The sequence below is a fragment of the Parachlamydia acanthamoebae genome (genome assembly GCF_000875975.1).
GTDB lineage: Bacteria > Chlamydiota > Chlamydiia > Chlamydiales > Parachlamydiaceae > Parachlamydia > Parachlamydia acanthamoebae.
On sequence record NZ_BAWW01000057.1, the window covers coordinates 40041 to 61567 of the forward strand.

Sequence of the window (21527 nt, forward strand, 5' to 3'; positions counted from 1 at the left end):
AGCCTTTTTCTTATCTATTTCAGATATTCAATCCACCCATCATTTAAAATTTGTTTAACAATAACTGGATAATCTTCATAAGCTTGTTGTACAGATTGTTGAAAGACTTCCCTGGCCTCTTCTACCCGTTGATCTAAGATCAAGGCTCGCACTTGATAAGCAGCTATGCGCCAATGTGCAAAAGGTGTTTGTTGTAAGGTTTTAAAGTGTTGAGCAGCTTCATTATAAAAATGGTTGCCTAAGTCTTGTAAAGCTTTCCATAAAAGATAAGTAATCTCTCCACCATTTTTGCCAGAAGAGGCGTAGAATCTTTGATAAAGCTTTCCAATTTTTTCCCCTTCGGCAGAATAGGGTTTACTAGCAGCTATGCCAAACAATTCTTTATCGACGATATCTTGTAAATAAGACTCTGCTTGATTTTCTGGATCAAACAAAAGAGACGCTGAGCAAGCTTTGACAAGATCTGACACGACAACGTGAGGATAAAACTTGCGGTTAAAAATGAGAACAATATCACCAATTGTGTAGAATTCATGATGCGGATTCATTTCTTTAATCTGTGCGTACATCTCCCTGACAGGCAATAGGGCTCTTTGATCTGGAAAATACATCCCTCGAATATCATCAATAAGGATTACATCATCGGCAGAACCGTAGGCCTTAATAATATTTAATTCTGTAGGAATTGGATTGTAGCCAGGAATTCCACCTGTCCCTTCTCCGGAGCAGTGGGCGTCCAGCCAATAGAGGCGTCTTTGAGGGGCCAACTGAATCATATCTTTCAATAAGACGCAGGTATCGCCTAGATACAGGCGCACATTAGGATATTTATCTAATCTTTTCTTGGCGATTCGATAGTTGTTTTCGAAGATTTCGATGCTATGTACTTGAGGAAATGTTTTGGCGGCTAATTCTGTTGTTTCACCGCCAGCTGTACCCGTTTCAATGAAAGAAAAGATCCCAAAAGCTCTTTGAAAGTTGCGAAGATCATGAATGTTGAACGTATAGAGCTCTTTAGAAATTAAAGTGATATCGTTTGCATACGCAAGTATGGGTAACAACAGTAAAGCTAGTAATATTTTTCTCATAATCTATCCTTGGTTGATAGAAAATGTAGATAGCATGCTGTGCGATTTATTTGTATAAAAATATGTTTAAGTTGTTTTTTTCCAAATTTTCCCATCAATAATGGTTCTAAAGTCTTCTGAAGACGAAAATTCTGCATGCAAAGCGTACTCTTCCAGTTCGGGATTGAAAATGTAGACTTCAAATCCTTCTAAGGTATCACTTCGAAACTCCCAAGCAATTTTATTTTGCTCGATGACCCCTATACCAGATACCTTTCCCATCGTTTCGTTTTCTAGCTCTAAAGAAAAAGAGGTGGGGGTGATATCAAAAAAACGAAAGTGGTTACGCATTTGCTCAGTGACGCTCTCCATTTCCACTTGCTGAAAAGTATGGATTTCATCTTGAACGAGCGAAGACACTGTCCATTTTGTGAAAAATCGCAATGTTTCTGAAGATGTATTGAACGTGAGTTTTCCTTCGCCAATCCAAAGACCAGGTTGAAAAATAAAAAGATGTTGAAACATTAAAACATGAACCTCCGACTATAAATGCTCTGTAAAATTCCCAGGGCCGCCATGGTGGATAGAATCGAAGATCCTCCATAGCTAACTAGGATTAAGGGAACTCCTGTGATCGGTAAGAAACCACTCATCATTCCGATATTAATTAAAATGTGAATTGCCAGGTAGACGGTGATACCAGCGGATAAAAGCCGACCAAAAGGGTCTTTTGCGACAGCAGTTGCTTGGAAACTTAAATAAATGAGGGCATAAAAAAGGGCGATTAAGGCCACTAACCCAAAAAAACCAAATTCTTCTCCAAAAGAGGGGAAAACAGAGTCTGTATAGGGAAAAGGCAGCCAGCCTCCACGCGTGTAGTCGCTATTGCGCCAACCCGTTCCTGTTAGCCCTCCCAGAGCAATGGCGGTTGCTGAAGCTCGCTGGTGGTGGGTGCGTGGGTCGAGTCGGTTAAATTGATATTCTTTCATCACAAGTGTGGCATACGATCTAACGGATTCATGCGGCACAATTTCCAAAAATATTAAGGCAACAATGGATAACATCAGGGCGCCACCCCAGGTCATTAAGCGGATGACCCATGGCTGAATATTACCAAAATAAAACATCACTAACGTAATGGGATAAAGAACAAGTGCGGTTCCTAAATCTGGTTGTTTGAGGATAAGAAAAAAAGGAATGCCAACAATTAAAAGGCCTCCAAAGGCTGTATTCCAAGTCGAAGATTGATGGCTCTTTCTTTCCAAAAACCAGCTAAGGGCAATCACAACAATTAATTTAGCGCCTTCAGATGGTTGAAAAGCGGCATGGATAATGGGAATACGATACCAGCGATGAACTTGTTGAATGGAATCTGTAAAAAATAGCCCGAAGAGTGCAACAAGCATGGTTGCGTATAAAATCCAGGCCCACTCACGTAATTTATTGTAGTCAAATCCAGCAAAAAAAAGATAAATACCCCAGCCTAGCAAAAAGCGTTGCAGTTGATTTCCAACGACAGGGGTAAAAAAGGATTCATCGACAATCTCAGAAGTCCCTGCGGAGCTATAGGAGGAAATAATCAAAATGCTGACAAACATTAAACTTAGAATCACGGGAATGATTCTAAAATCCATGCGCGCTAAATAATGGTAGTTCCATATCGCCATTTTTATTCTACGGTCGCTTAATGACTAATTTTAAATTAATTGAGTTTGTTTGTTGCATAATGCTATTCTACATCGCAGAGGATTTTTGAGTTATGAAAATTGTCAGACACCATTTAAATACTGTTTCATCTACAAATACCTGGGCCAAAGAACACCGCAATCAATTTGATCGGGAAGTCGTGACTTTGATCACGGCCGATGCACAAACATCGGGCAGGGGAAGATTGCAGAGAACGTGGTTTTCTCCACCTTCTCGCAATATCTACGCCACTTTTTGTTTTTTTATTCCGAATACATTGCGTGTTTCTAGTTACTGTCTGGCTCAAATTAGTGCCCTTTTTATTGCAGAGCTTATCCAAGAGCAGGGCTTAGTCGTAAACATCAAATGGCCGAATGACTTGTTGATTCGAGATCAAAAAGTAGCAGGTATTTTGATGGAAACTTGTGTGGAGGACTCCTACTCTTTAGTTATTTTGGGTATTGGGATCAATGTAAACATGACAGAAGAGGACCTCTTGTTGATTGAACGAGCTGCGACCTCGCTCATGGTTGAAGCTAAAAGACCATTCGAACGAGAAATACTGTTGCATTCCTTAGAGGGTAAATTTTTGAGAGATTATACCTTATTTTTGAAAGAAGGATTTTCTCCTTTTTTTGAAAGGTATGCGAAGGAAGTTCAGGGGCTAATTGGAAGAGAGGTGACCTTAGCCCAAGGCAATGACCAATGGAGAGGTGTTATCGATTCGATAACGGAAGCCGGATTTTTACTCGTACGCCTTTCAGACGGCTCTCTAAGAGTTGTCAGTTCGGCTGAAATTTTCTAAATTATCACTCAGAAATGCTTGCTTGTGCGGCCGCTAAACGCGCAACTGGAACTCTAAAAGGAGAGCAAGAAACGTAGTTCAGCCCCATTTTTTGGCATAAAGCGATTGATTGCGGATCTCCGCCATGCTCTCCACAAATGCCACACTTAAGATCGGGCTTAACGTGTCTTCCTTTGTGAATAGCCTTTTGCATGAGCACTCCCACCCCTTCTTCATCGAGATTTTGAAAAGGGTCATGTTTAAGAATTTGAAACACTTCCGTTGGTTCAAGTGGATTTACTACCCCTTTGACATATAGAGGGACAAATTTAGCGCTATCATCCCGACTAATCCCAAATGTTGTTTGAGTTAGATCGTTTGTCCCAAAGCTAAAGAAGTCGGCGTGTTCAGCAATTTTATCGGCAATTAGGCAGGCTCTGGGCAATTCGATCATGGTCCCAACCAGATAAGGAATCGATTTTCCAGTTTCCAAAAAAACGCGGTGAGCTATTTTATCAATTAAGGCCTTTTGATGAATCAGTTCATTTTCAATTCCAACAAGAGGGACCATAATTTCTGGGTATACCACCATGCCATCTGTAGCGACCTCTATAGCGGCTTCAAGGATCGCTCGTGTTTGCATTTCTGTGAGCTCTGGATAGGAAATGCCTAAACGACAGCCTCGATGTCCTAACATTGGATTGAGTTCTTTCAGGGAATTGCGAATTTCCACCAGACGGTTGCGTGAAATTTTCATGATGTGAGCGAGTGTATCGAGCTCATCTTCATTGTGTGGCATGAATTCATGTAGGGGAGGATCTAGCAGCCGAATGGTAACCGGAAGTCCATGCATAGCCCGAAAAATTCCGATGAAATCCTTTTTCTGATGAGGAAGTAATCGATCGATAGCCAATCTGCGCTCATCGGGATGGATGCTAAAAAACATGCAACGCACATCATTTAAGCGATTGAGGTCCATGAACATATGTTCAGTGCGGCAAAGACCGATTCCATCAGCTCCAAAGAGACGTCCATATTCACTATCTTGGGGGGTATCGGCATTCATTCGCACTTTGATTTTGCTATAGCGATCGGCGATTTCCATCAATTTGTCATATTGTTGATAGAGAAGGCTATCTTCAGGTTTTTTGGTTTTGGCTAGAAGAACCTGTGCGATTTCTGAAGCGCTTGTGGGAAGATGGCAGAAGAAAACTTCACCAGTTAAGCCGTCGATAGCGATAGGGTCTCCTTCTTTGATAGTTTGCTTGCCATCAGAAAGTGTTTTGGCAGCATCATTATACAATAAAGAAGAGCATCCCACGACACAAGGTTTTCCCATCCCTCTTGCTACTACAGCTGCATGGCTGGTGCTGCCCCCACGAATCGTTAAAATTCCCTCTGCAGCGACCATACCGGGAAAGTCATCAGGACTTGCTTCTTCTCGAGCAAGAATGCAGGGAATTCCTTTTCTTCTCATTTCTACAGCTTTTTCCGACGTGAAAACCAGACTTCCAGAAGCCGCTCCAGGACCTGCATTGAGCCCTTTAGTTGCTAGAAATTGCTCGGCACTTTTTTTGACTTCGGAATCAAAGATGGGAGTTAGAATTTGGGTGAGTTGTTCAGGTTGAACACGTTTTAAAGCTGTTTTTTCGTCGATCAAACCTTCATCCAGCATCTCTGCAGCGATACGGATCGCTGCAAAACCCGTACGTTTTCCTGCACGTGTTTGAAGCATGTAAAGATGACCATCTTCAATGGTGAACTCGATGTCTTGCATATCGTGAAAATGCTGTTCGAGCTTTTTGACGATCGAGAGAAGTTGCTGATAGACAGAGGGCATCAGTTTTTCTAAGCTTTCAAGAGAAGAATGAAAAACATGCCTTTGGTATTCGTTAATCGGGTGGGGGGTCCGGATTCCAGCGACCACATCTTCCCCTTGTGCAGATACCAGAAATTCTCCGTAAAACATATTTTCGCCAGTCGCAGGATCTCTTGTAAATCCAACTCCGGTGGCAGAGCGCTCATTTTTATTCCCGAAAACCATTCGTTGCACATTCACGGCTGTTCCCCAATCATCCGGGTAGCCATGTAGGTGCCTGTACAACACTGCTCTTTCGCTGTCCCAGCTGTTGAAAACGGCTCCTATGGCGCGCATTAATTGTTCTTTTGGATTTTGAGGAAAAGGTTTGCCGCAATGGTCTTCGTAAATTTGCTTGAAAATGATGCAAGTCCTTTTAAGTCCGTCTGCTTCGAGTTCTTGGCTTGAGGAGACTTTTTCTATCCGCTTGATCTCTTCAAATGTTTGATCAAACTGTTTTCGGCTGACTCCGTCAACCACTTCCCCGTACATTTGAATAAAGCGGCGATAATTGTCATAAGCAAATTTAGCGTTACCCATTTTCTCTGCAAAACCTGCCACCGAAGCATCGTTTAAACCCAGGTTGAGAATTGTATCCATCATGCCTGGCATAGAAACTCGGGCACCCGAACGCACTGACACGAGTAAGGGATTTTTCTCGCTGCCGAATTGAGATCCTGTGTTTTTTTCTAAAACCTGCAGGGCGTGGAAAATTTGTTCAACAATTTCATTGGATAAGCTTTTTTGGTTACGACGATAGACATTGCACGCTTCGGTTGTGATAATAAATCCAGAGGGAACTGGAAGAGCAAGTGCGCACATTTCTGCTAGCCCATGCCCTTTTCCCCCCAGAAGATTTTTATCTAGGGGAGGAGAAGGGATGTGCTCCCCAAATGGAAAAACATAAGCCATTTGGGCATTGCGGTCGGTTCTCCAAGTTGGTGAAGTCATTCCGACACCTATTTTGTAGCGGGTACAGGAGCATCTTTCATGTATTCAACCACCAATTGTAAGGGAACGACTCTTTCTGGCTGAAAGAGAGGGCCTTCAATAATGACCATCTGTCGCGCTTTTTCTTTTTGACGCATTTCTTCTACAACCGGAGGCGGAAAAGCTCGGGTTTGAATGTTGTACTGTTCCGTGTATTCGTCTTGTACAGGAGTGATCCGATTGACAAGATTAAAAACAGTTCCATCTTGATCGGAAACTAATGTAATATTATTTCCACTTGTACGAATATGCCCTCGTACAGTTAAGCGGATGATTTTTAAACGTGGACCTACCATACGCATAGTTCCGTTGATAGGTGCAAAAGAGAAAGGCACATTCGGCTGCCATTTAAGCTGTAGTTGGCCTGCCGAAGCATTCATGAGGACCTGAGAAACTCCGCGCACTTTTTGAAATTCTTTTTGAAGAAGTTCTGCACATGCCGGAGGACAAAGCGCACTTTGCCAGGTGATTGCAACATTTTGAATTTCCCCATGCAGCCAGATTGTTGATAAAGTAAAACAAGCAAATAAGGAATGGAATAAACGTGAAAGCTTCATGGTTTCCTCATTCTTTATTTAGAAGGATTCATTATACAAGTTGATACCGCCACTTTTTGCGATTCATAAACCATGCAAAATATAAATTCCAACAAAAATAAAATATGTAAAGATAGTTAAATGATTCAATAAAAGAAAAATGAAAGGGTTGTGGATTTTGCATGCGCATATTTAAGCGGGCTAAATTAAAGGCAAACTCTCCCTTCATGATTTGTTTTTTGCGCAATGAGGGGTTTTGCGATATGAGTTCTTTTGCCCATTCCTGAATTAAATAAAGTTCCCAACCTCTTTTCAATTGTTTATGCTGCTCTAAAATACTTGAGCTCAGAGGTTCTTTTACATATTCGTGCATAAGCCGTTCTTCAGAAGGAAAGAGTTGATTTTCTAATTGCAGGGATTTGGTTCCTGTATGTCGGGCATCAAAAATAAAAGCGATGCAAAGGATGGGTAAAACCCATGTCGCTTGTGCCGCGCCTTCTCTTTTACGAAGAAGGAGAATGGATAACACAACTGAAAATAAAATCCATCCTTTCGTAAAGGCTGGCGTTTTAAGAAAAAGCAAGAGAATGGAGTCTTTGCATTTTTCTAAAAAGGATTGATTTCCCATACTTTGGACTTGTCGATAAGAAGAGATAATATGCTGTCTTTCGTGTTCTGGGAGTTTTTCAAAGTGTTGTCGATTAAAAAGTTGATGCTCTTCAGATGACGGATGAGCGAGTGTACCCATGACATTTTCAAATAGAAGCGTGTGAGATTTTTGTGTAAAAAGAGCTCCCATAAAAGGATGGCCTGCATACAGACAAATGGCCGTAAATGCCAGGCAAAGCTGAAGAATGGCTAAAATGCGTAGGGGCGTGGGAAGAAATGTATCGGGAGGGAAGTCTTTTTTAGCTTTTTTTGTGAACATTGTAAAAATCTTCAAGTTTGTTGAAATGATCTCCCAACCTAAAAAAGTTAGTCATTATTTTCAATAAGAAGTATTTGATAGGGGGAAATTTGTGTCGTTTGGTATTTATTATGTTCGTTTTAGATACCAATTATAACCCAAAATTGGCTAAAATAGGGGGCAATTCCAACCAAAAAATGGCTAAAATTGGGTGCAAAAATAACCAAAAAGAGATTTTTTATGAAAAGGACGCTTGAGGCTGAGTTAATTGCATGGAAAGATAGAGGGGAGCATCTTCCTATTCTTTTGCGAGGAGCACGACAAGTCGGAAAAAGTTATTTAGTTGAAGATTTTGGTAAAACCTATTTTGAGGATATCGCGATTGTTGATTTTGAAAATCGACCAGAGTTAAGAATCGCATTTAATACAAGAGAACCTAAAGAAATTTTGTCGCGTTTAGAAATCGCTCTGCAAAAAAAAATAAAGGAAAAAACAACTCTTCTTTTTCTTGATGAAATTCAATCATGCCCAGAGGCGCTCATCTCTTTGAGATATTTTAAAGAGCAGATGCCAAATCTTCATGTGATAGCAGCCGGCTCTCTCCTTGAATTTTTGCTACACAATGAAAACTTTAGTTTTCCTGTTGGACGAGTTGAATTTCTTTATTTGCACCCTCTTTCTTTTATAGAATATCTTCAAGAAGCTGCTCCCATTTTAGCGACCCGACTCAAAGAATATAACCTCGATCACATACCGAGTGAATTAGAGCACCAAGAATTTTTAAAATGGGTAAGACGTTATCTTTTTATAGGTGGAATGCCAGCTGCGGTAAAAGCGAGTTTGAGTCAAACAACATTCTATGATTCGCAAAGAGTTCATGAGAGAATTCTTCAGGCTTATGAAAGTGATTTTGGCAAGTATGCTAAGCACGTGCAGCATAAATATTTGCATGCTATTTTTCAAAAGGCTCCATCTGTTGTTGGACAAATATTAAAATATAGCCGTATTCATGAAGATATTCGATCTAGAGAGTTAAAGCCCGCTCTCGAACTTCTTTACAGAGCTGGGCTTATTCAGCGCATATTTGCAACCACAGCTGCAGGCCTGCCTCTTCATGCCCATATTAAAAGTGAACGATTTAAGTTATTGTATTTGGATGTTGGATTGCTCCAGACAGCGACAAAAACCGATGCGACGCAATTTTTTGAGCAAGAGATCATGCAAATTAATTCAGGCATGGTTGCTGAGCAGTTTGTGGGACAAGAACTTCTTGCTTATTCTGCGCCTTATCAAAATGCACCCCTTCTTTTTTGGGAGCGAATGACGGGGGGATTGGCAGAGGTTGATTTTGTTGAGACTATTAAAGCAAATGTGATTCCAATTGAGGTAAAAGCAGGGGCAACAGGTACATTGCGATCGTTGCACGTTTTTCTCAATGAAAAAAATAGTCCATTAGGTGTAAGAATCGGAGAAAATCCTCTCTCCTTCCATCAAAAGGTTCTGTCGATTCCCTTCTACTTAGTAAATTCCATCGATTCCTTAGTTACTCAGGCATTGTCAAGGACATTGTGAGCTTTTTTCGGATTGAAATCACTTTTTCAACTTCGGCAATCTGTTCTCCATGGGTGTCTTTAATGAAAATCTTTTTATTCCAAAGCATTCGACTTTGTGTTTGAAGGGTGCTTAAAATGGAATCGATCTCTTCTTGAGATAGGGTAAATTCAGCTAAAAGATCTGTGCGTCCTGGCCTGAGGTAGCGAATGGTTGCCGATTTATCCCATACCTCATAGTCTGAGCTAAGATTTTTGATAAGCATGATCATATAAAAAGGATCTGCCATCGAGTAAATGGATCCTCCGTATTGAGTTCCTACATAATTGGTATTCCAGGATCTTAGAATTAGCTTTGTCACGATGCGACGATAGTCTTTAGCTACTTCGACGATTTTGATTCCTGCGAACAAAAAGGGGGGCCAAAGATTCCATAATTTGGGTGAAGCCTTTATTTTTCGCATCAGGGCCATAAATGATTACCTCAAAAAAAAACAAATGCATATTCTTGCAACAAATCCCTAAAATTAGGAGACAAAGATGAAGATTCAAGCGATTAAATTATGTTGGGTTGTTGTTTCTAACCTTGAACAAGCCGTTAAATTTTATCAAGAGTGTTTAGGACTGCAATTGATAGAATGGGATAAGCAATTTGGCTGGGCTGAGTTTGAGGGATATGAAGGAGGAGGACGCCTAGGGGTTGCTCAAGTAAGTGAATACACGCAAATTCCTGCGGGATCAAATGCGGTTGTAGCTTTAAATGTAGAAGATATAGAGAAAGCTAAAGAGGCCTGCGTGCAGAAAGGGGTGACTTGTGTGGGAGATGTGATCGAGGTCCCCGGGCAAGTTAAATTATTGGCTTGTCGTGATCAAGATGGAAATTGGTTTCAATTGGCTCAAGTGCTTTCTTAAAACATTTTTTATGGTTTAGTTTTCTTTTCGAGCAAAGCGTTCACGTTGAGCCTGAGAGGCAACTCCTCCAAAAATTTGAGCCATTTGTGAGACTCTTCCAGGAGTTGCGGGAGGTTGATTCACATCGTTTGCACCTAGATCATGCAGTGATCCTGTTCTTGGACTACTAGAACCTGGTATTACGGATTGCGATGTAGAGCTTGAAGGCGGAGAAGAAGAAAAACCTGAACCGACTCTGCTGTGATCTTCATGTTCATTAGGATCGTAGTCACGCTCGGATGCTTTCCATTCATCCTCAGTGCAGCACCCTCCCTCTTGGGCTTGCTGATCACGTACAGCAGGGTCTTCAATGACATGTGGTGGGTCTTTTTCAGCCTGGCGTTCTTTAACGCCATCGATTTTTTTCTTTACCTTTTCTCCAAAAGGACCTTCAGGCTTAAAGTTTGTGATCTCTTCTGGTGGGACATGATTCAAGCCTCGTTGGACGCTCTTTAACGTTGCTTTATCCAAGCCTGTGGTAGAGTCATTTGGTGTGTAAATCACCGCGGGAGCTGTAGGAGGGGCTGGAATTAAAAAAACTCTACCGCCAGAATGACAAAGAACAAGGCTTTGCCCAGATTTTGCAGCATTAAAACGTTTCTCTTGCAATCCCCAGCTATAAATTTTAAACAAATTATTGAGACCGATTTCAAGCTTAGTTCCCTTAAAAACCTTGATGATGGTTTGTATTTGGTTGTAACACTTTTCAAAATTTTCGATGTCTGCTGGAGTGATGTTTGTCAATTTGGAAAACTTTTCCAATTCTAAATCAAATTGGTGCGCACATTCCTTGCGTAAACATTTTTGAATGGTGCTGGTTCGCAAAAATTGAAAATGTTGAAAAAAATGTGCAATACGATGGGCTAATCGAGAGAAAGGATCTAAAATAGAGCCTTTTTTCAAAGGAATAAAGCGGCGAATTTCTTCTAGTTGCTTCAAATGGTATTTCTTCACAAGGTATTCTGGCACGGTGTTTTGTGCAATAGCAGAGGTGTTAGGGAATGCTAACTCTGACATAGAATGTCCTTATTTGTGATTCAATAAAGAAGCGACTTGTTTTCTAACTAAAAGAACTTTTTAGAATTATTAAGTAGGATCAATTCTAACGAGAAACCAAATTAATCGGTAGGTTTTTTTAATGACTTTAAAAACAATTTTAAAAAGGAGTTGATCGATAGATTTTTATTGTCAATCGGGGCGTGAAGTCGTACTATCTTGTCAAACGAATATCGTTAATAGGAGTGATGCATGCAAGAATCTGTTTTCGTTTCGGGATTCCGAACCTTTATTATCGCCTTTTGCAAAATTTTTGGGGTCTTACTGGGTGTTCTTTTGGCAATCAGTGCCTTTTCTCTATTTGAATCTAAAGAAAGTGAAATTACAAGCGAATATTCTTTGGAAATAGCACCGAATGCGAAAAACGTGCGTACCGCACTTTCTAGTACGGCTCCTGTCGTGCTCGTTTTGCCCATTGATGGATTGATTGGTGGTGAATCATTAAACGCAAAAACAGTTCGCCAACAATTGATCGAATCCCGCGAAGGGACATTGAGTAACAATCGCGTTAAAGCCATTTTTTTAGAGATTAATACTCCGGGGGGAACCGTTTTTGATGCCGATGGCATTTATCGTTCTTTGAAGGCTTACAAAAAAGAATTTGATGTCCCGGTATTTGCTTATGTGGACGGATTGTGTGCTTCGGGTGGAATGTATGTCGCTTCTGCTGCTGATAAAGTTTATGCGAGTGATGTGAGCTTGGTCGGGAGTGTCGGAGTGATCACATCTTCTTATTTGAATCTTTCTCAGCTTTTAGATAAAATTGGCGTGCAATCGTTGACTCTTTCTGCAGGCAAAGGCAAGGATGAATTAAATCCTTTACGTCCTTGGAAGCCTGGAGAACAAGACAAAATGCAAGGCCTCATTAATTTTTATTATCAGCATTTTGTGGGGGTGGTGACGGCAAATCGTCCCCAGTTAAACAAAGAAAAGTTGGTTGATGAATATGGCGCTTCGGTTTTTCCAGCGGATGAAGCCTTTGCGAAAGGATATATTGATGGGAGTGGATTTAGCCGGGGAGAGACTTTAAAAGCACTTCTTAAACAGATTGGAATTGAAGATGATTTCTATCAGGTAATGAAATTCCAAGGGAAAAATTGGTTTTCACAAATTTTTAGTGAAACAAATGCTTTAGCATCGGGTTCGATTCAACTGCGATTACCACAAGAATTGGATGCTAAATTTTCAAATCAACCTCTATATCTTTACCATCCTGACGCAAAATAAATAATTCAGATCTTTTATCCCCCAAAGAGACTCTTTGGGGGTAATCTTTAATGCGTGGTTCTTATAATATGCACAATCTCTATGTTCTCGATGCTTCAGGTTTTTTATATCGTTCTTATTTCGCGATTCGGAATATGACTAATAAGCAGGGAGAATCCACAAATGCTCTCTATGGTTTTATTCGTTCTGTATTGAAATTATTTAAAGACTTCAATCCTGAACATCTTGTTTGTGTGTTTGACGGACCTAATAATGCCAAAAAGCGGTTAGAGTTATATCCAAATTACAAAGCACACCGCTCAGCCATGCCTTCTGATTTACGCTATCAAATTGAATGGGCGCAAGATTTTTGCTCTCTGATGGGAATCCCTTATCTCTCCGTTCCTGAAGTAGAAGCTGACGATACAATGGGAACTGTTGCAAAATGGGCCGAACAGCAAGGCGCGATTACATATCTTTGTACAAGCGATAAAGATATGGCGCAACTTGTCAATCCGCATGTTTTTCTTCTGAATACACACAAAGATAACACGATTTTAGACGCCGCGAGTATTGAAAAAGAGTGGGGTGTTCCTCCTAGTCAAATGGTTGATTTATTAGCCATGACGGGTGATGCTTCTGACAATATTCCGGGCTTGACAGGATTTGGCGAAAAAACGGCCGCCGCTTTGCTTCGGCAATTTGGTTCTCTCGACTATATTTTAGCTCATCCAGAAGAAGTTCCTGGCAAAAAGAAGCAGGAAACTCTTCAAACAGAGGCCGATCTTGCGCGCATAAGCCGAGACTTAGTCACAATCGATTTGAGCGTTGAGATTCCACAAGAGATTGCATTTTATAAAAAAACGGATCCGGTAATAGACCCTTTAAAAACGTTTTATGCTCGCATGAATTTTAATTCTTTGCTGCGTGAACTAGGACAAGAAGAGCCAGTGGAAGCAGCCGTTGAGGCAGAAAAGGAAACGGTTGAATACGTGCTTGTCGATGAACCGGAGGCTTTTGATGCGCTTCTCAAAAATCTTTCTTCCGAAAAACAGATTTGTTTTGATACCGAAACAACCGATATACAGCCGCTAAAAGCAGAACTTGTCGGAATTGGTTTTGGAATTCATCCTAAAAAAGCTTGGTATGTGCCTTTAAATGGAAAACTTGGGAAGCAGCGTGTTCTAGAGGGGGTAAAGCCTCTGTTTGAAAACTCGGCAATTGGTTTCTACGGGCATAATGTGAAATATGATTGGCATGTTTTGCAAAACGAAGGCATTCAGATTCAAAATATCTGTTTTGATACCATTCTCGCCTCTTATATTTTAAATGCGCATAGTCGACAACATTCTTTAGAAGTTTTAGCTTTAGAGTATTTTGGAAAAGTGACGATTCCGATTAGTGAACTGATCGGGAAAGGAAAAAATGTATTGAGCATGCGTGATGTGCCCATTGAGCGGGTTACAGAATATTGCTGTGAAGATGTCGATTTTACTTGTCGCTTAAAAGAAGTGCTTGAAAAGCAATTAAAGGAACGAGATCTTTTGAATTTATATCATCAAATTGAACTGCCTTTACTCGTTGTGCTTGCTAAAATGGAGCGGAGGGGAATTTATGTCGATATTCCTTATTTAGAGCTGCTTTCGAAAGAGCTTACGCAAGAATTAAAAACCTTGCAAGAGTCGATTTATACGATGGCCGGAGAGGAGTTCAATTTAAATTCTCCCAAACAAGTGAGTGAATTGTTATTTATTAAGCTAGGAATCCCGGCTCCAAAAAAAACGGCTACGGGACATTCGACTAGTGCAGAAGTTCTAGAATTTTTGAAAAATGACTATCCATTGGCAGGTAAAATTCTAGAATATCGCCTTTTAGAGAAATTGCGATCCACTTATGTTGATGCTCTTCCTTCACAAGTGATTCCTCGAACGCATCGTATTCATTCCACTTTTAATCAATCTGTTGCGGCTACTGGACGCCTTTCTTCTCAAGATCCCAATCTTCAAAACATTCCAATACGAACAGAAGAAGGCCGAAAAATTCGAGGGGCTTTTCGACCAGAAAAAGAAGGGTGGAGCTTTCTTTCGGCTGACTATTCTCAAATAGAACTACGTCTTTTGGCTCATCTGAGCCAGGATCCAGTTTTAATGGCGGCTTTTCAAAATAATGAAGATATTCACACATATACAGCAGCTTCCATGTTTGAGATCCCTTTGGAGCAAGTGTCAAAAGAACAACGTTATCAAGCAAAAGCGATTAATTTTGGAATTATTTATGGGCAGCAAGCCTTTGGATTGGCGCGCGAGTTAGGGATCGAAGTCAAACAAGCTTCAAAATTTATCACCATGTACTTTCAGCGTTACCCTAAAATAAAAGAGTATCTGGATCAGAGCAAAGAAAATGCACGTGCCACGGGAAAGTCTGTTACGTTGACTGGGAGAGAGCGAATTATTCCTGAAATTTTAAGTAAAAATATGCAGATTCGGGCTGCAGCTGAACGGCTGGCAGTTAACACTCCTTTACAAGGAACGGCTGCAGATTTAATTAAAATGGCGATGCTGAAAATGGACGAAGAAATTGAAAAACAGCATTTAAAAGGGTTCATGATTTTACAAATTCACGATGAATTGATTTTTGAAATTCCAGATGAAGAAATTTCACTTTTTTCTCAATTGGTTCCAGAGGTTATGCAAAGCGTTATGTTATTAAATGTTCCTTTAGTTGTTGACATCAATATTGGCAAAAATTGGAAAGAATGTTAAAATATAGAAAAATAGCTGTAACAGGCGGTCTTTCTTCTGGCAAATCATCGGTTTGTCGTTTCTTTAAGGACCTCGGTGCATATGTGGTCAGCGCCGATTTAATTGTCCATCAACTTCTATCTCCAGAAACAGCCCCAGGTCAAAAAGTAATTCATCTTTTGGGGGAGGAGATCTTAGTTGATCGCCAGATCGATCGTTCTAAAGTCGCCCAAAAGGTTTTTAATAATCCGGAGCTTTTAAAATCATTAGAAAAAATTTTGCACCCAGCTGTGTGGGATGAAATCGAAAGAAGCTATCAAACTGCCTACCGCGAACAGAACACTTCCCTCTTTGTGGCAGAGATCCCTTTACTTTTCGAAGCTGGAGCCGAAAACATATACGACAGCACAATTGCTATTCTGGCCGATCCCAAAGTATCACAGCAACATTTTATGGATGCAACAGGTTTAGATGCCATCGCCTATGAAAAACGGATGGCCCAACAGCTGTCTCCCTACGAGAAAGCACACAGAGCTGATTATGTGATTATCAACAACGGCAATCTGGTTGATGTGCAGGAGATGGTAAAAATACTTTTTGATCAATTAACTCAATAACCCTTCACTTAGGAGTCCGATTCTTTCATGAATCCCGAAAATACTCAAGAAGAGACCTCGCCTGAGATCCTCTCAGCCGATAAAATGACTACAACCGAAAACTCTCAAAACGAAGTCTCTTCCTCAAAAGAACAGGAGCCGGTCGTTGGAGAAATTACGCGTATTGCTGATATCCAGCGAATGAATATCGATCAGCTTAATCAATATGGTAAGAAAATTGGATTAAAGCATTTAGGTTCTTTGACAAAATCTCAAATGGTTTTCGAGATTGTAAAAGCAATTTCTGAAAATCCCAATGAGATTCTTTATGGCGAAGGAGTCTTGGAAGTTCTACCAGATGGTTTCGGATTTCTTCGTTCAACAAACTACAACTATCTTCCATCTGCAGAAGATATCTACGTTTCACCCGCACAAATCCGCCGTTTTGACTTGAAAAAAGGGGATACTGTTTGCGGAACAATTCGTCCTCCAAAAGATAAAGAAAAATACTTTGCGCTTCTAAAAGTTGATAAAATCAACGGAAAGTCCCCAGAAAAAGCACGTGAAAGAATTTTATTTGAAAACTTGACACCGCTTTATCCAAATGAGCGTATGGTGATGGAGACGACTAAAGACAAGCTTTCTACTCGAGTGCTTGATCTCGCTGCACCAATCGGTAAAGGGCAGCGTGGACTTATTGTTGCGCCTCCTCGTTCCGGAAAAACGATGGTGCTGCAAGCCATGGCGAATGCGATTGCTATAAATAATCCTGAAATTGTGCTTATCGTGCTGTTGATTGACGAACGCCCTGAAGAAGTGACGGATATGCAACGGATCGTGAAAGGTGAAGTCATTTCGTCTACCTTTGATGAACCTCCTGAAAGACACGTGCAAGTTGCTGAAATGGCCATTGAAAAAGCCAGAAGACTTGTTGAGCATGGTCGGGATGTTGTGATTCTTTTGGATTCGATTACTCGCTTGGCGAGAGCTTACAACACCATTCAGCCGCACTCCGGAAAGATCTTGACAGGTGGTATCGATGCGAATGCTCTTCATAAACCTAAACGATTCTTTGGAGCTGCTAGAAACATTGAGCAGGGTGGATCTTTAACAATCATCGCAACGGCTCTAATTGAAACAGGTTCTCGTATGGATGAAGTGATCTTTGAAGAATTCAAAGGCACAGGTAACATGGAGCTCGTCCTAGATCGTCGTCTAGCTGATCGTCGTCTTTATCCTGCAATTGATCTAATTAAGAGTGGAACACGTAAAGAAGAGCTTCTTTACCATCCAAACGAATTAGAGAAAATCTATTTATTGCGTCAAGCTGTTGCAGATTTAGCTGCAGTCGATGCGATGAATTTATTGCTCGGACGCCTAAAGAAAACAAATAGCAACGTCGAATTCCTTCTTTCAATGAAAGAGTAATTGAATTCATTTGAGGGCTTCATCAGACAGATGAAGCCTCTTTTCACAAAATTCTTGATTTCGTTTCTCTGATCGACTAACAATAGTTTAAGTAATAGTGAATTTTTAATAATCTGAAGTGTAGGATGAAGATGCGTTCATTTGTAATAGCAGGACTTTTTGGAGCGTTCGTAATCGGAGCTTGGTGGTTTTGGAATTACCATGAAGATATGCGCAATTTAGTGACCCAATATGTCGAAAATGGGGAAATTGTGACATTAGAAGCCCGTTTTACTCCTCAGCAAATTATGGATTTACATCGTGCTGAGCTATTAGGTGACGATCAAAGGGCATTCAAAGATCCCGCTTTAAAATTTCATCCTTACTTATTTATGGAAGTCAAATTCACGCAGCCCGACAAAAAATCGCGGGAAGGTGTGGTCCTGTGGAGTCTCGTAGAAGGCGAAATGGTCATGAATACGCAAACGTGGGAAAAAACACATGGGTTTGAAGATTCGATTAATGCGGGAGCAACGCGCGAAGATTTCAAGGTGATGAATGCTCTCGCACAAAACAGAGGCTCCATGTCTCGTGAAAAGCTGCGACAAGTTTTAAATTTAGAGGAAGAAATCATAGAGCCGTGGATCGATAGTGCACGCCAAAAGCATCTTATCATTCAACGTGGAAATGATCTGCAATTGCATTTTCAAAATCCCAAAATTTTAGTATCTCCTCAGACAAAAATTTTCCATCGTCTCGTGACAAAGCCCTATGATCATACGCAGCGTGTCAGTCGCAAATATAGTCAAAGGCAAGTGGAAAAGATTGCTCAAGCTGCATTTGGACAAGACTTTGCAATTCGTACGGTTAAAGAAGTGTATCTCCCTGTCTATCGTATTGAAGTCGCGAATCCGGATGGCTCAGTTATGACCTCTTATTGGAATGCTTTAACAGGTCAGCAGCTTCAGACATCTTATTTGGCAGATGCTGCCTAAAGGATAGCTTTAATTATCCTTTAGGTTTAATGATTCATTCAGAAGCAATTTGATTGATTCTGTAATTAAAATAATTGACCGCAGAAATCAGCTGTTGATATGTCGCGACCATTCCATCACGCTGCACGCGAAGCGCCTTCAAAGCTTTTTCTACATTAAATTTGATCTTGCGAGGGTGGACTTTATCAACCTGGGTCAACTGCTGAATCGATTTTTCAATGGCAAGACAAAGAAAGACGAGTCCAGTCCTTCCAATTCCAGCACTACAGTGGATCAAAGTTGAAGAGTTGGGTAAGGTATTTTCCCATGCGATGATTCTGCAGACAAGATCATGCAACTGTTCATTTGTTCTTCCTTCATGATCTTGCCAATCGGTCACATGCAGATGTCCAATCATTTGTTCCTGAGAGGTATCTTCGCACCGCACCAAAAAGTTTCTAAATTCTAGTCCGGTTCTAATGGGAATTTCTTCTATCAATTCTATATGGATTTTTTGCGAGCGTTGATCTATGAAAGAGAATACTTCTCCCTTGTTAGTAGGCCAATAAGGTTCACATTTCACAATAGAGCCTTCTGAACAAGCTGTTAGCATCACGATAAGAGAAGTTTCAACTTGCAATGCCCCACTCCAAAAGTCTCCTTGAGTAACCGGTAAGGGACCTTGAGCAGCATATCGATTCCTTTCATCAATTCCTCTGATAGGGCTCGCATTCAAATAAAAGCGAAGTTTTGGTGTCAAAGAATTGTATATATAAGGGACAACATTTCCGTAGCGATTGCGTGTATAATTGGCAGTTCCTTCGTGCGTATTCAAAACTTCACTGTAAGAGAGCTTTCTGACAAGCTCTTCTGCGTCTTCTTCTGACAGCGTTGTTATTTGATTTTCTTGAGTGACTTCCATAGCCTGACGAAGAGAAGTCTTTAGAACTAGAAGAAACAGCATTTTATTGAGATTTTTGGTTTCTTCTCGCAAGATCTCAACCCGCTGGAATCTATTTTGCAGAGTCATAAGCTCATAGCTGAAGGATTTAAAAGGAATGAGCGTTGAATTTTTAAAGGGCTGAAAACAAAATGAACATTTTTTGAGATTGATTTTCTTTAATGTTTTGGAATCCAAAATCTGGACCAAAGCAAAAGCATCAATCAAATCGATGTTTTCAAGTCCTAAATTTTCTAATTTCGGTAGACTAGCGATGGATTTTAAAGCCTTAGGAGACAAGATCCCTTCTGAGCGTTCTTTTTCCTTATCAGAAACATCATGGAATGTCAATTCCCTTAAATTTGTCATCAATTTCGGGCGTGTAAAGGGGGCTACGGAGCTCTTTCGATTGACTGTGATCACAATTTTTTCTAGCTGCGGCATTTTTTCAAACAAAGATAAATCGACCCAATTAGAGACAAAGGTAAGATGAAATTTCTTAAGATTGGGTAAAGTGGCAGCAGTTATCATCGTTTTCCATTTATCGGAGGTTTTTTTCGTAAATGTCAGGGATTCCAAGTTAGGAAACAATATTGAGATATTTTTGTGCACGCCCGATTTCAATGCAATGCGTAAATTTTTTAAAAGAAAACCATATTTTTCTAATAAATCGACGTGATTCTTTCGAGACAAAGGGTTATTCAAAAAACTTGCTAAACATTGGGTGATTTGTCGATCAATAGCATTGGAAAATAGTCTGTCCACGAGATCGCTTTGAGGAGCTGGACCGCTTTTTTGCATCTCGACGAAGTTTTCTAATAAACTGAGATTAAACGCTGTCTCAGAGCAGTATTTAGCAAGATGATGGAGTCCTTTTTGATAATTCAATAGGATAGCCGCCCGGATATAATCTGTGAGTTGTTCAGGATTAAGGGCGTTCAAGACTGTTGGCGTATCGGATAATGATGCTGTTAATAGCAACTCCAAAATAAAAGGGATGTTATCATTCAATTCATCTAATTTTGAGAGAATGTCAGTTGTTTTAAAATCTCTTTGAAGTACCACAGAATAGAGTTGAAAAACTTTGCCATTACAATGAATCATGTAATCGGCATATTCATTCTCCTGGATTTGACTTAAATTTATCCGATAGTTGAGATCCACGAATCTTTTGATGACTTCAAGAGGCACAGCACGAGAGAATTTAAAAAGAGGGATATGGTTGGGCACGCGTATCAAAAATTTTTGGAAAAAATCTGGTAACCTTTTTAAGGATTCAAAGCTCAGAAATTCATCAAATTTTTTATCAAATACAAGTACATTAGATCTCTTGAAATAAGAGCATACGAAGATGAAAGCCCGACAAAATTGCTCAAACTGTTGAGGGGTGAGTTTTTCCATATTTTCTAAATAGCTATTCATTTTCCTAAAAAAATCGTCGATTTTGTTTTCAATCAATTGTTCTTTCGTTTCTGTACCTGGAGCCTTTGATGAAAAAGATGGTTGGTGTTCATCCCATTTTCTTTTTGTTGCTCGGAAGGTTTTGTTACTTGCGCTTGATGGAACTGAGATACTTTGTAATATTTGATGGGGGATAGGGTTCTGAGCCTCTGGTTGATAGGGGGGGCGTGTAGACGAAGGGCTTAGAGGATTTGGTGGGAAACCTGGGAATTGCATCGTTTGCCTTTTAGTTTATATAAAGAGAGATAGAAATGATAAAAATTCTTTGTACAGAGTGTTTGCTCAGCACAAAGAATTTTCCTCAATGTTTAAAGATTTGATTCAACAAATTCTTTGAGGCCTTCTTCAGTTAGCGAGCCGACGTGACGTGAAATCTCTTTCCCATCTCGAAAAAGCACAATGGTTGGAATTGATTTAACCTGATACTCCGAGGTGGTCTTTGAAGCATTATCTACGTTGAGCTTATAAAATGTGGCTATGCCTTGCATGTCTTGAGCGACTTTTACGAAAATAGGACCAAAAGAACGGCAAGGTCCACACCAAGGAGCAAAAAAGTCGACTAAAACATATCCTTCTTCAATCTTGGAAGAAAAATTTTCATCATTGAGTTCATCGACAGAAATTTCCTTGCTTACAAGTTTTTCTTCGAGATAAAAAACTTTAGATGAATTTTCAGAATTGGTTTTAATATCTTCATTTGCAAAGCAAGCTGCACTTAATAATAGAAATAATGCAGAAAAGTAGTTTTTATAATTCATATCAATTCCTTTTGTTAGTTATATTATAAATTTTATTGTTCATTTTATTGTTATTAGAG

The 21527-nt window shown here is 40.1% G+C and carries 18 protein-coding genes; 8 read left to right on the forward strand and 10 right to left on the reverse strand.

The features are described from left to right. Positions 1 to 14: 14 nt before the first annotated feature. The 3 genes from AOM43_RS09155 to AOM43_RS09165 form a co-directional block, all read right to left on the reverse strand. On the reverse strand, positions 15 to 1088 hold the full coding sequence (locus AOM43_RS09155) for a hypothetical protein (RefSeq protein WP_059359961.1): 1074 nt from the start codon (positions 1086 to 1088) through the stop codon (positions 15 to 17). Between the two features lie 66 nt (positions 1089 to 1154). Next, complete coding sequence (locus tag AOM43_RS09160; protein ID WP_006341346.1) at positions 1155 to 1592, reverse strand: hypothetical protein; 438 nt, start codon at positions 1590 to 1592, stop codon at positions 1155 to 1157. Further along, on the reverse strand, positions 1592 to 2734 hold the full coding sequence (locus AOM43_RS09165; RefSeq protein WP_006341345.1) for an FtsW/RodA/SpoVE family cell cycle protein: 1143 nt from the start codon (positions 2732 to 2734) through the stop codon (positions 1592 to 1594). Before AOM43_RS09165 ends, AOM43_RS09160 begins: the two co-directional genes overlap by 1 nt. Before the next feature lie 92 nt (positions 2735 to 2826). On the opposite strand from AOM43_RS09165, the gene AOM43_RS09170 reads away from it, so the two are divergent. Continuing rightward, positions 2827 to 3558, forward strand: a complete 732-nt coding sequence (locus AOM43_RS09170) for a biotin--[acetyl-CoA-carboxylase] ligase (protein WP_059359963.1) — start codon at positions 2827 to 2829, stop codon at positions 3556 to 3558. 4 nt (positions 3559 to 3562) lie between these two features. Here the strand turns inward: AOM43_RS09170 and ppdK are convergent, their stop codons facing one another. The 3 genes from ppdK to AOM43_RS09185 are packed head-to-tail and all read right to left on the reverse strand — an operon-like array spanning position 3563 to position 7849. Further along, the gene (gene ppdK, locus AOM43_RS09175; protein WP_059359965.1) at positions 3563 to 6346 is read right to left on the reverse strand and encodes a pyruvate, phosphate dikinase; all 2784 of its coding nucleotides are present in this window, start codon (positions 6344 to 6346) and stop codon (positions 3563 to 3565) included. 8 nt (positions 6347 to 6354) lie between these two features. Then, the gene (locus tag AOM43_RS09180) at positions 6355 to 6942 is read right to left on the reverse strand and encodes a hypothetical protein (RefSeq protein WP_006341342.1); all 588 of its coding nucleotides are present in this window, start codon (positions 6940 to 6942) and stop codon (positions 6355 to 6357) included. Positions 6943 to 6973: 31 nt separating this feature from the next. Beyond that, entirely contained in the window at positions 6974 to 7849 is an 876-nt protein-coding gene (locus tag AOM43_RS09185) for a hypothetical protein (RefSeq protein ID WP_006341341.1), read from the reverse strand. A gap of 219 nt (positions 7850 to 8068) precedes the next feature. Between AOM43_RS09185 and AOM43_RS09190 the strand changes: the two genes are divergently transcribed. Further along, on the forward strand, positions 8069 to 9400 hold the full coding sequence (locus tag AOM43_RS09190; RefSeq protein ID WP_006341339.1) for an ATP-binding protein: 1332 nt from the start codon (positions 8069 to 8071) through the stop codon (positions 9398 to 9400). Here the strand turns inward: AOM43_RS09190 and AOM43_RS09195 are convergent. Then, positions 9372 to 9851: a DUF4442 domain-containing protein gene (locus AOM43_RS09195; protein ID WP_006341338.1), complete on the reverse strand. Its 480-nt coding sequence runs from the start codon at positions 9849 to 9851 to the stop codon at positions 9372 to 9374. The two genes, AOM43_RS09190 and AOM43_RS09195, sit on opposite strands and share 29 nt — an antisense overlap. 67 nt (positions 9852 to 9918) lie before the next feature. Between AOM43_RS09195 and AOM43_RS09200 the strand changes: the two genes are divergently transcribed. Then, positions 9919 to 10290: a VOC family protein gene (locus AOM43_RS09200; RefSeq protein ID WP_013924502.1), complete on the forward strand. Its 372-nt coding sequence runs from the start codon at positions 9919 to 9921 to the stop codon at positions 10288 to 10290. Positions 10291 to 10305: 15 nt separating this feature from the next. On the opposite strand, the gene AOM43_RS09205 is transcribed toward AOM43_RS09200, so the two are convergent. Beyond that, entirely contained in the window at positions 10306 to 11346 is a 1041-nt protein-coding gene (locus AOM43_RS09205; RefSeq protein WP_059359967.1) for a hypothetical protein, read from the reverse strand. Positions 11347 to 11577: 231 nt separating this feature from the next. On the opposite strand from AOM43_RS09205, the gene AOM43_RS09210 reads away from it, so the two are divergent. From AOM43_RS09210 to AOM43_RS09230, 5 genes are all read left to right on the forward strand, one after another. Further along, positions 11578 to 12612, forward strand: a complete 1035-nt coding sequence (locus tag AOM43_RS09210; RefSeq protein ID WP_059359969.1) for a S49 family peptidase — start codon at positions 11578 to 11580, stop codon at positions 12610 to 12612. A gap of 50 nt (positions 12613 to 12662) precedes the next feature. Continuing rightward, positions 12663 to 15353 (forward strand): DNA polymerase I, encoded by a 2691-nt coding sequence (gene polA, locus AOM43_RS09215; RefSeq protein ID WP_059359972.1) that lies wholly within the window; start codon positions 12663 to 12665, stop codon positions 15351 to 15353. Continuing rightward, positions 15347 to 15949 carry a dephospho-CoA kinase gene (gene coaE, locus AOM43_RS09220; RefSeq protein WP_006341333.1) on the forward strand — a complete coding sequence of 201 codons (603 nt, stop codon included), beginning with the start codon at positions 15347 to 15349 and terminating at the stop codon, positions 15947 to 15949. The genes polA and coaE overlap by 7 nt, the downstream gene beginning before the upstream one ends. Positions 15950 to 16129: 180 nt before the next feature. Next, positions 16130 to 17356 (forward strand): transcription termination factor Rho, encoded by a 1227-nt coding sequence (rho, locus tag AOM43_RS09225; RefSeq protein WP_232503263.1) that lies wholly within the window; start codon positions 16130 to 16132, stop codon positions 17354 to 17356. Between the two features lie 131 nt (positions 17357 to 17487). Continuing rightward, the gene (locus AOM43_RS09230) at positions 17488 to 18330 is read left to right on the forward strand and encodes a PepSY domain-containing protein (protein ID WP_036746214.1); all 843 of its coding nucleotides are present in this window, start codon (positions 17488 to 17490) and stop codon (positions 18328 to 18330) included. A gap of 34 nt (positions 18331 to 18364) precedes the next feature. Here AOM43_RS09230 and AOM43_RS09235 read toward each other — a convergent pair whose 3' ends face one another. Then, entirely contained in the window at positions 18365 to 20926 is a 2562-nt protein-coding gene (locus AOM43_RS09235; protein WP_059359974.1) for a protein-tyrosine phosphatase family protein, read from the reverse strand. 92 nt (positions 20927 to 21018) lie between these two features. Continuing rightward, a complete protein-coding gene (trxA, locus tag AOM43_RS09240; protein WP_006341329.1) occupies positions 21019 to 21468 on the reverse strand; it encodes a thioredoxin in 450 nt (149 codons plus the stop codon). Between the last annotated feature and the right edge of the window lie 59 nt (positions 21469 to 21527).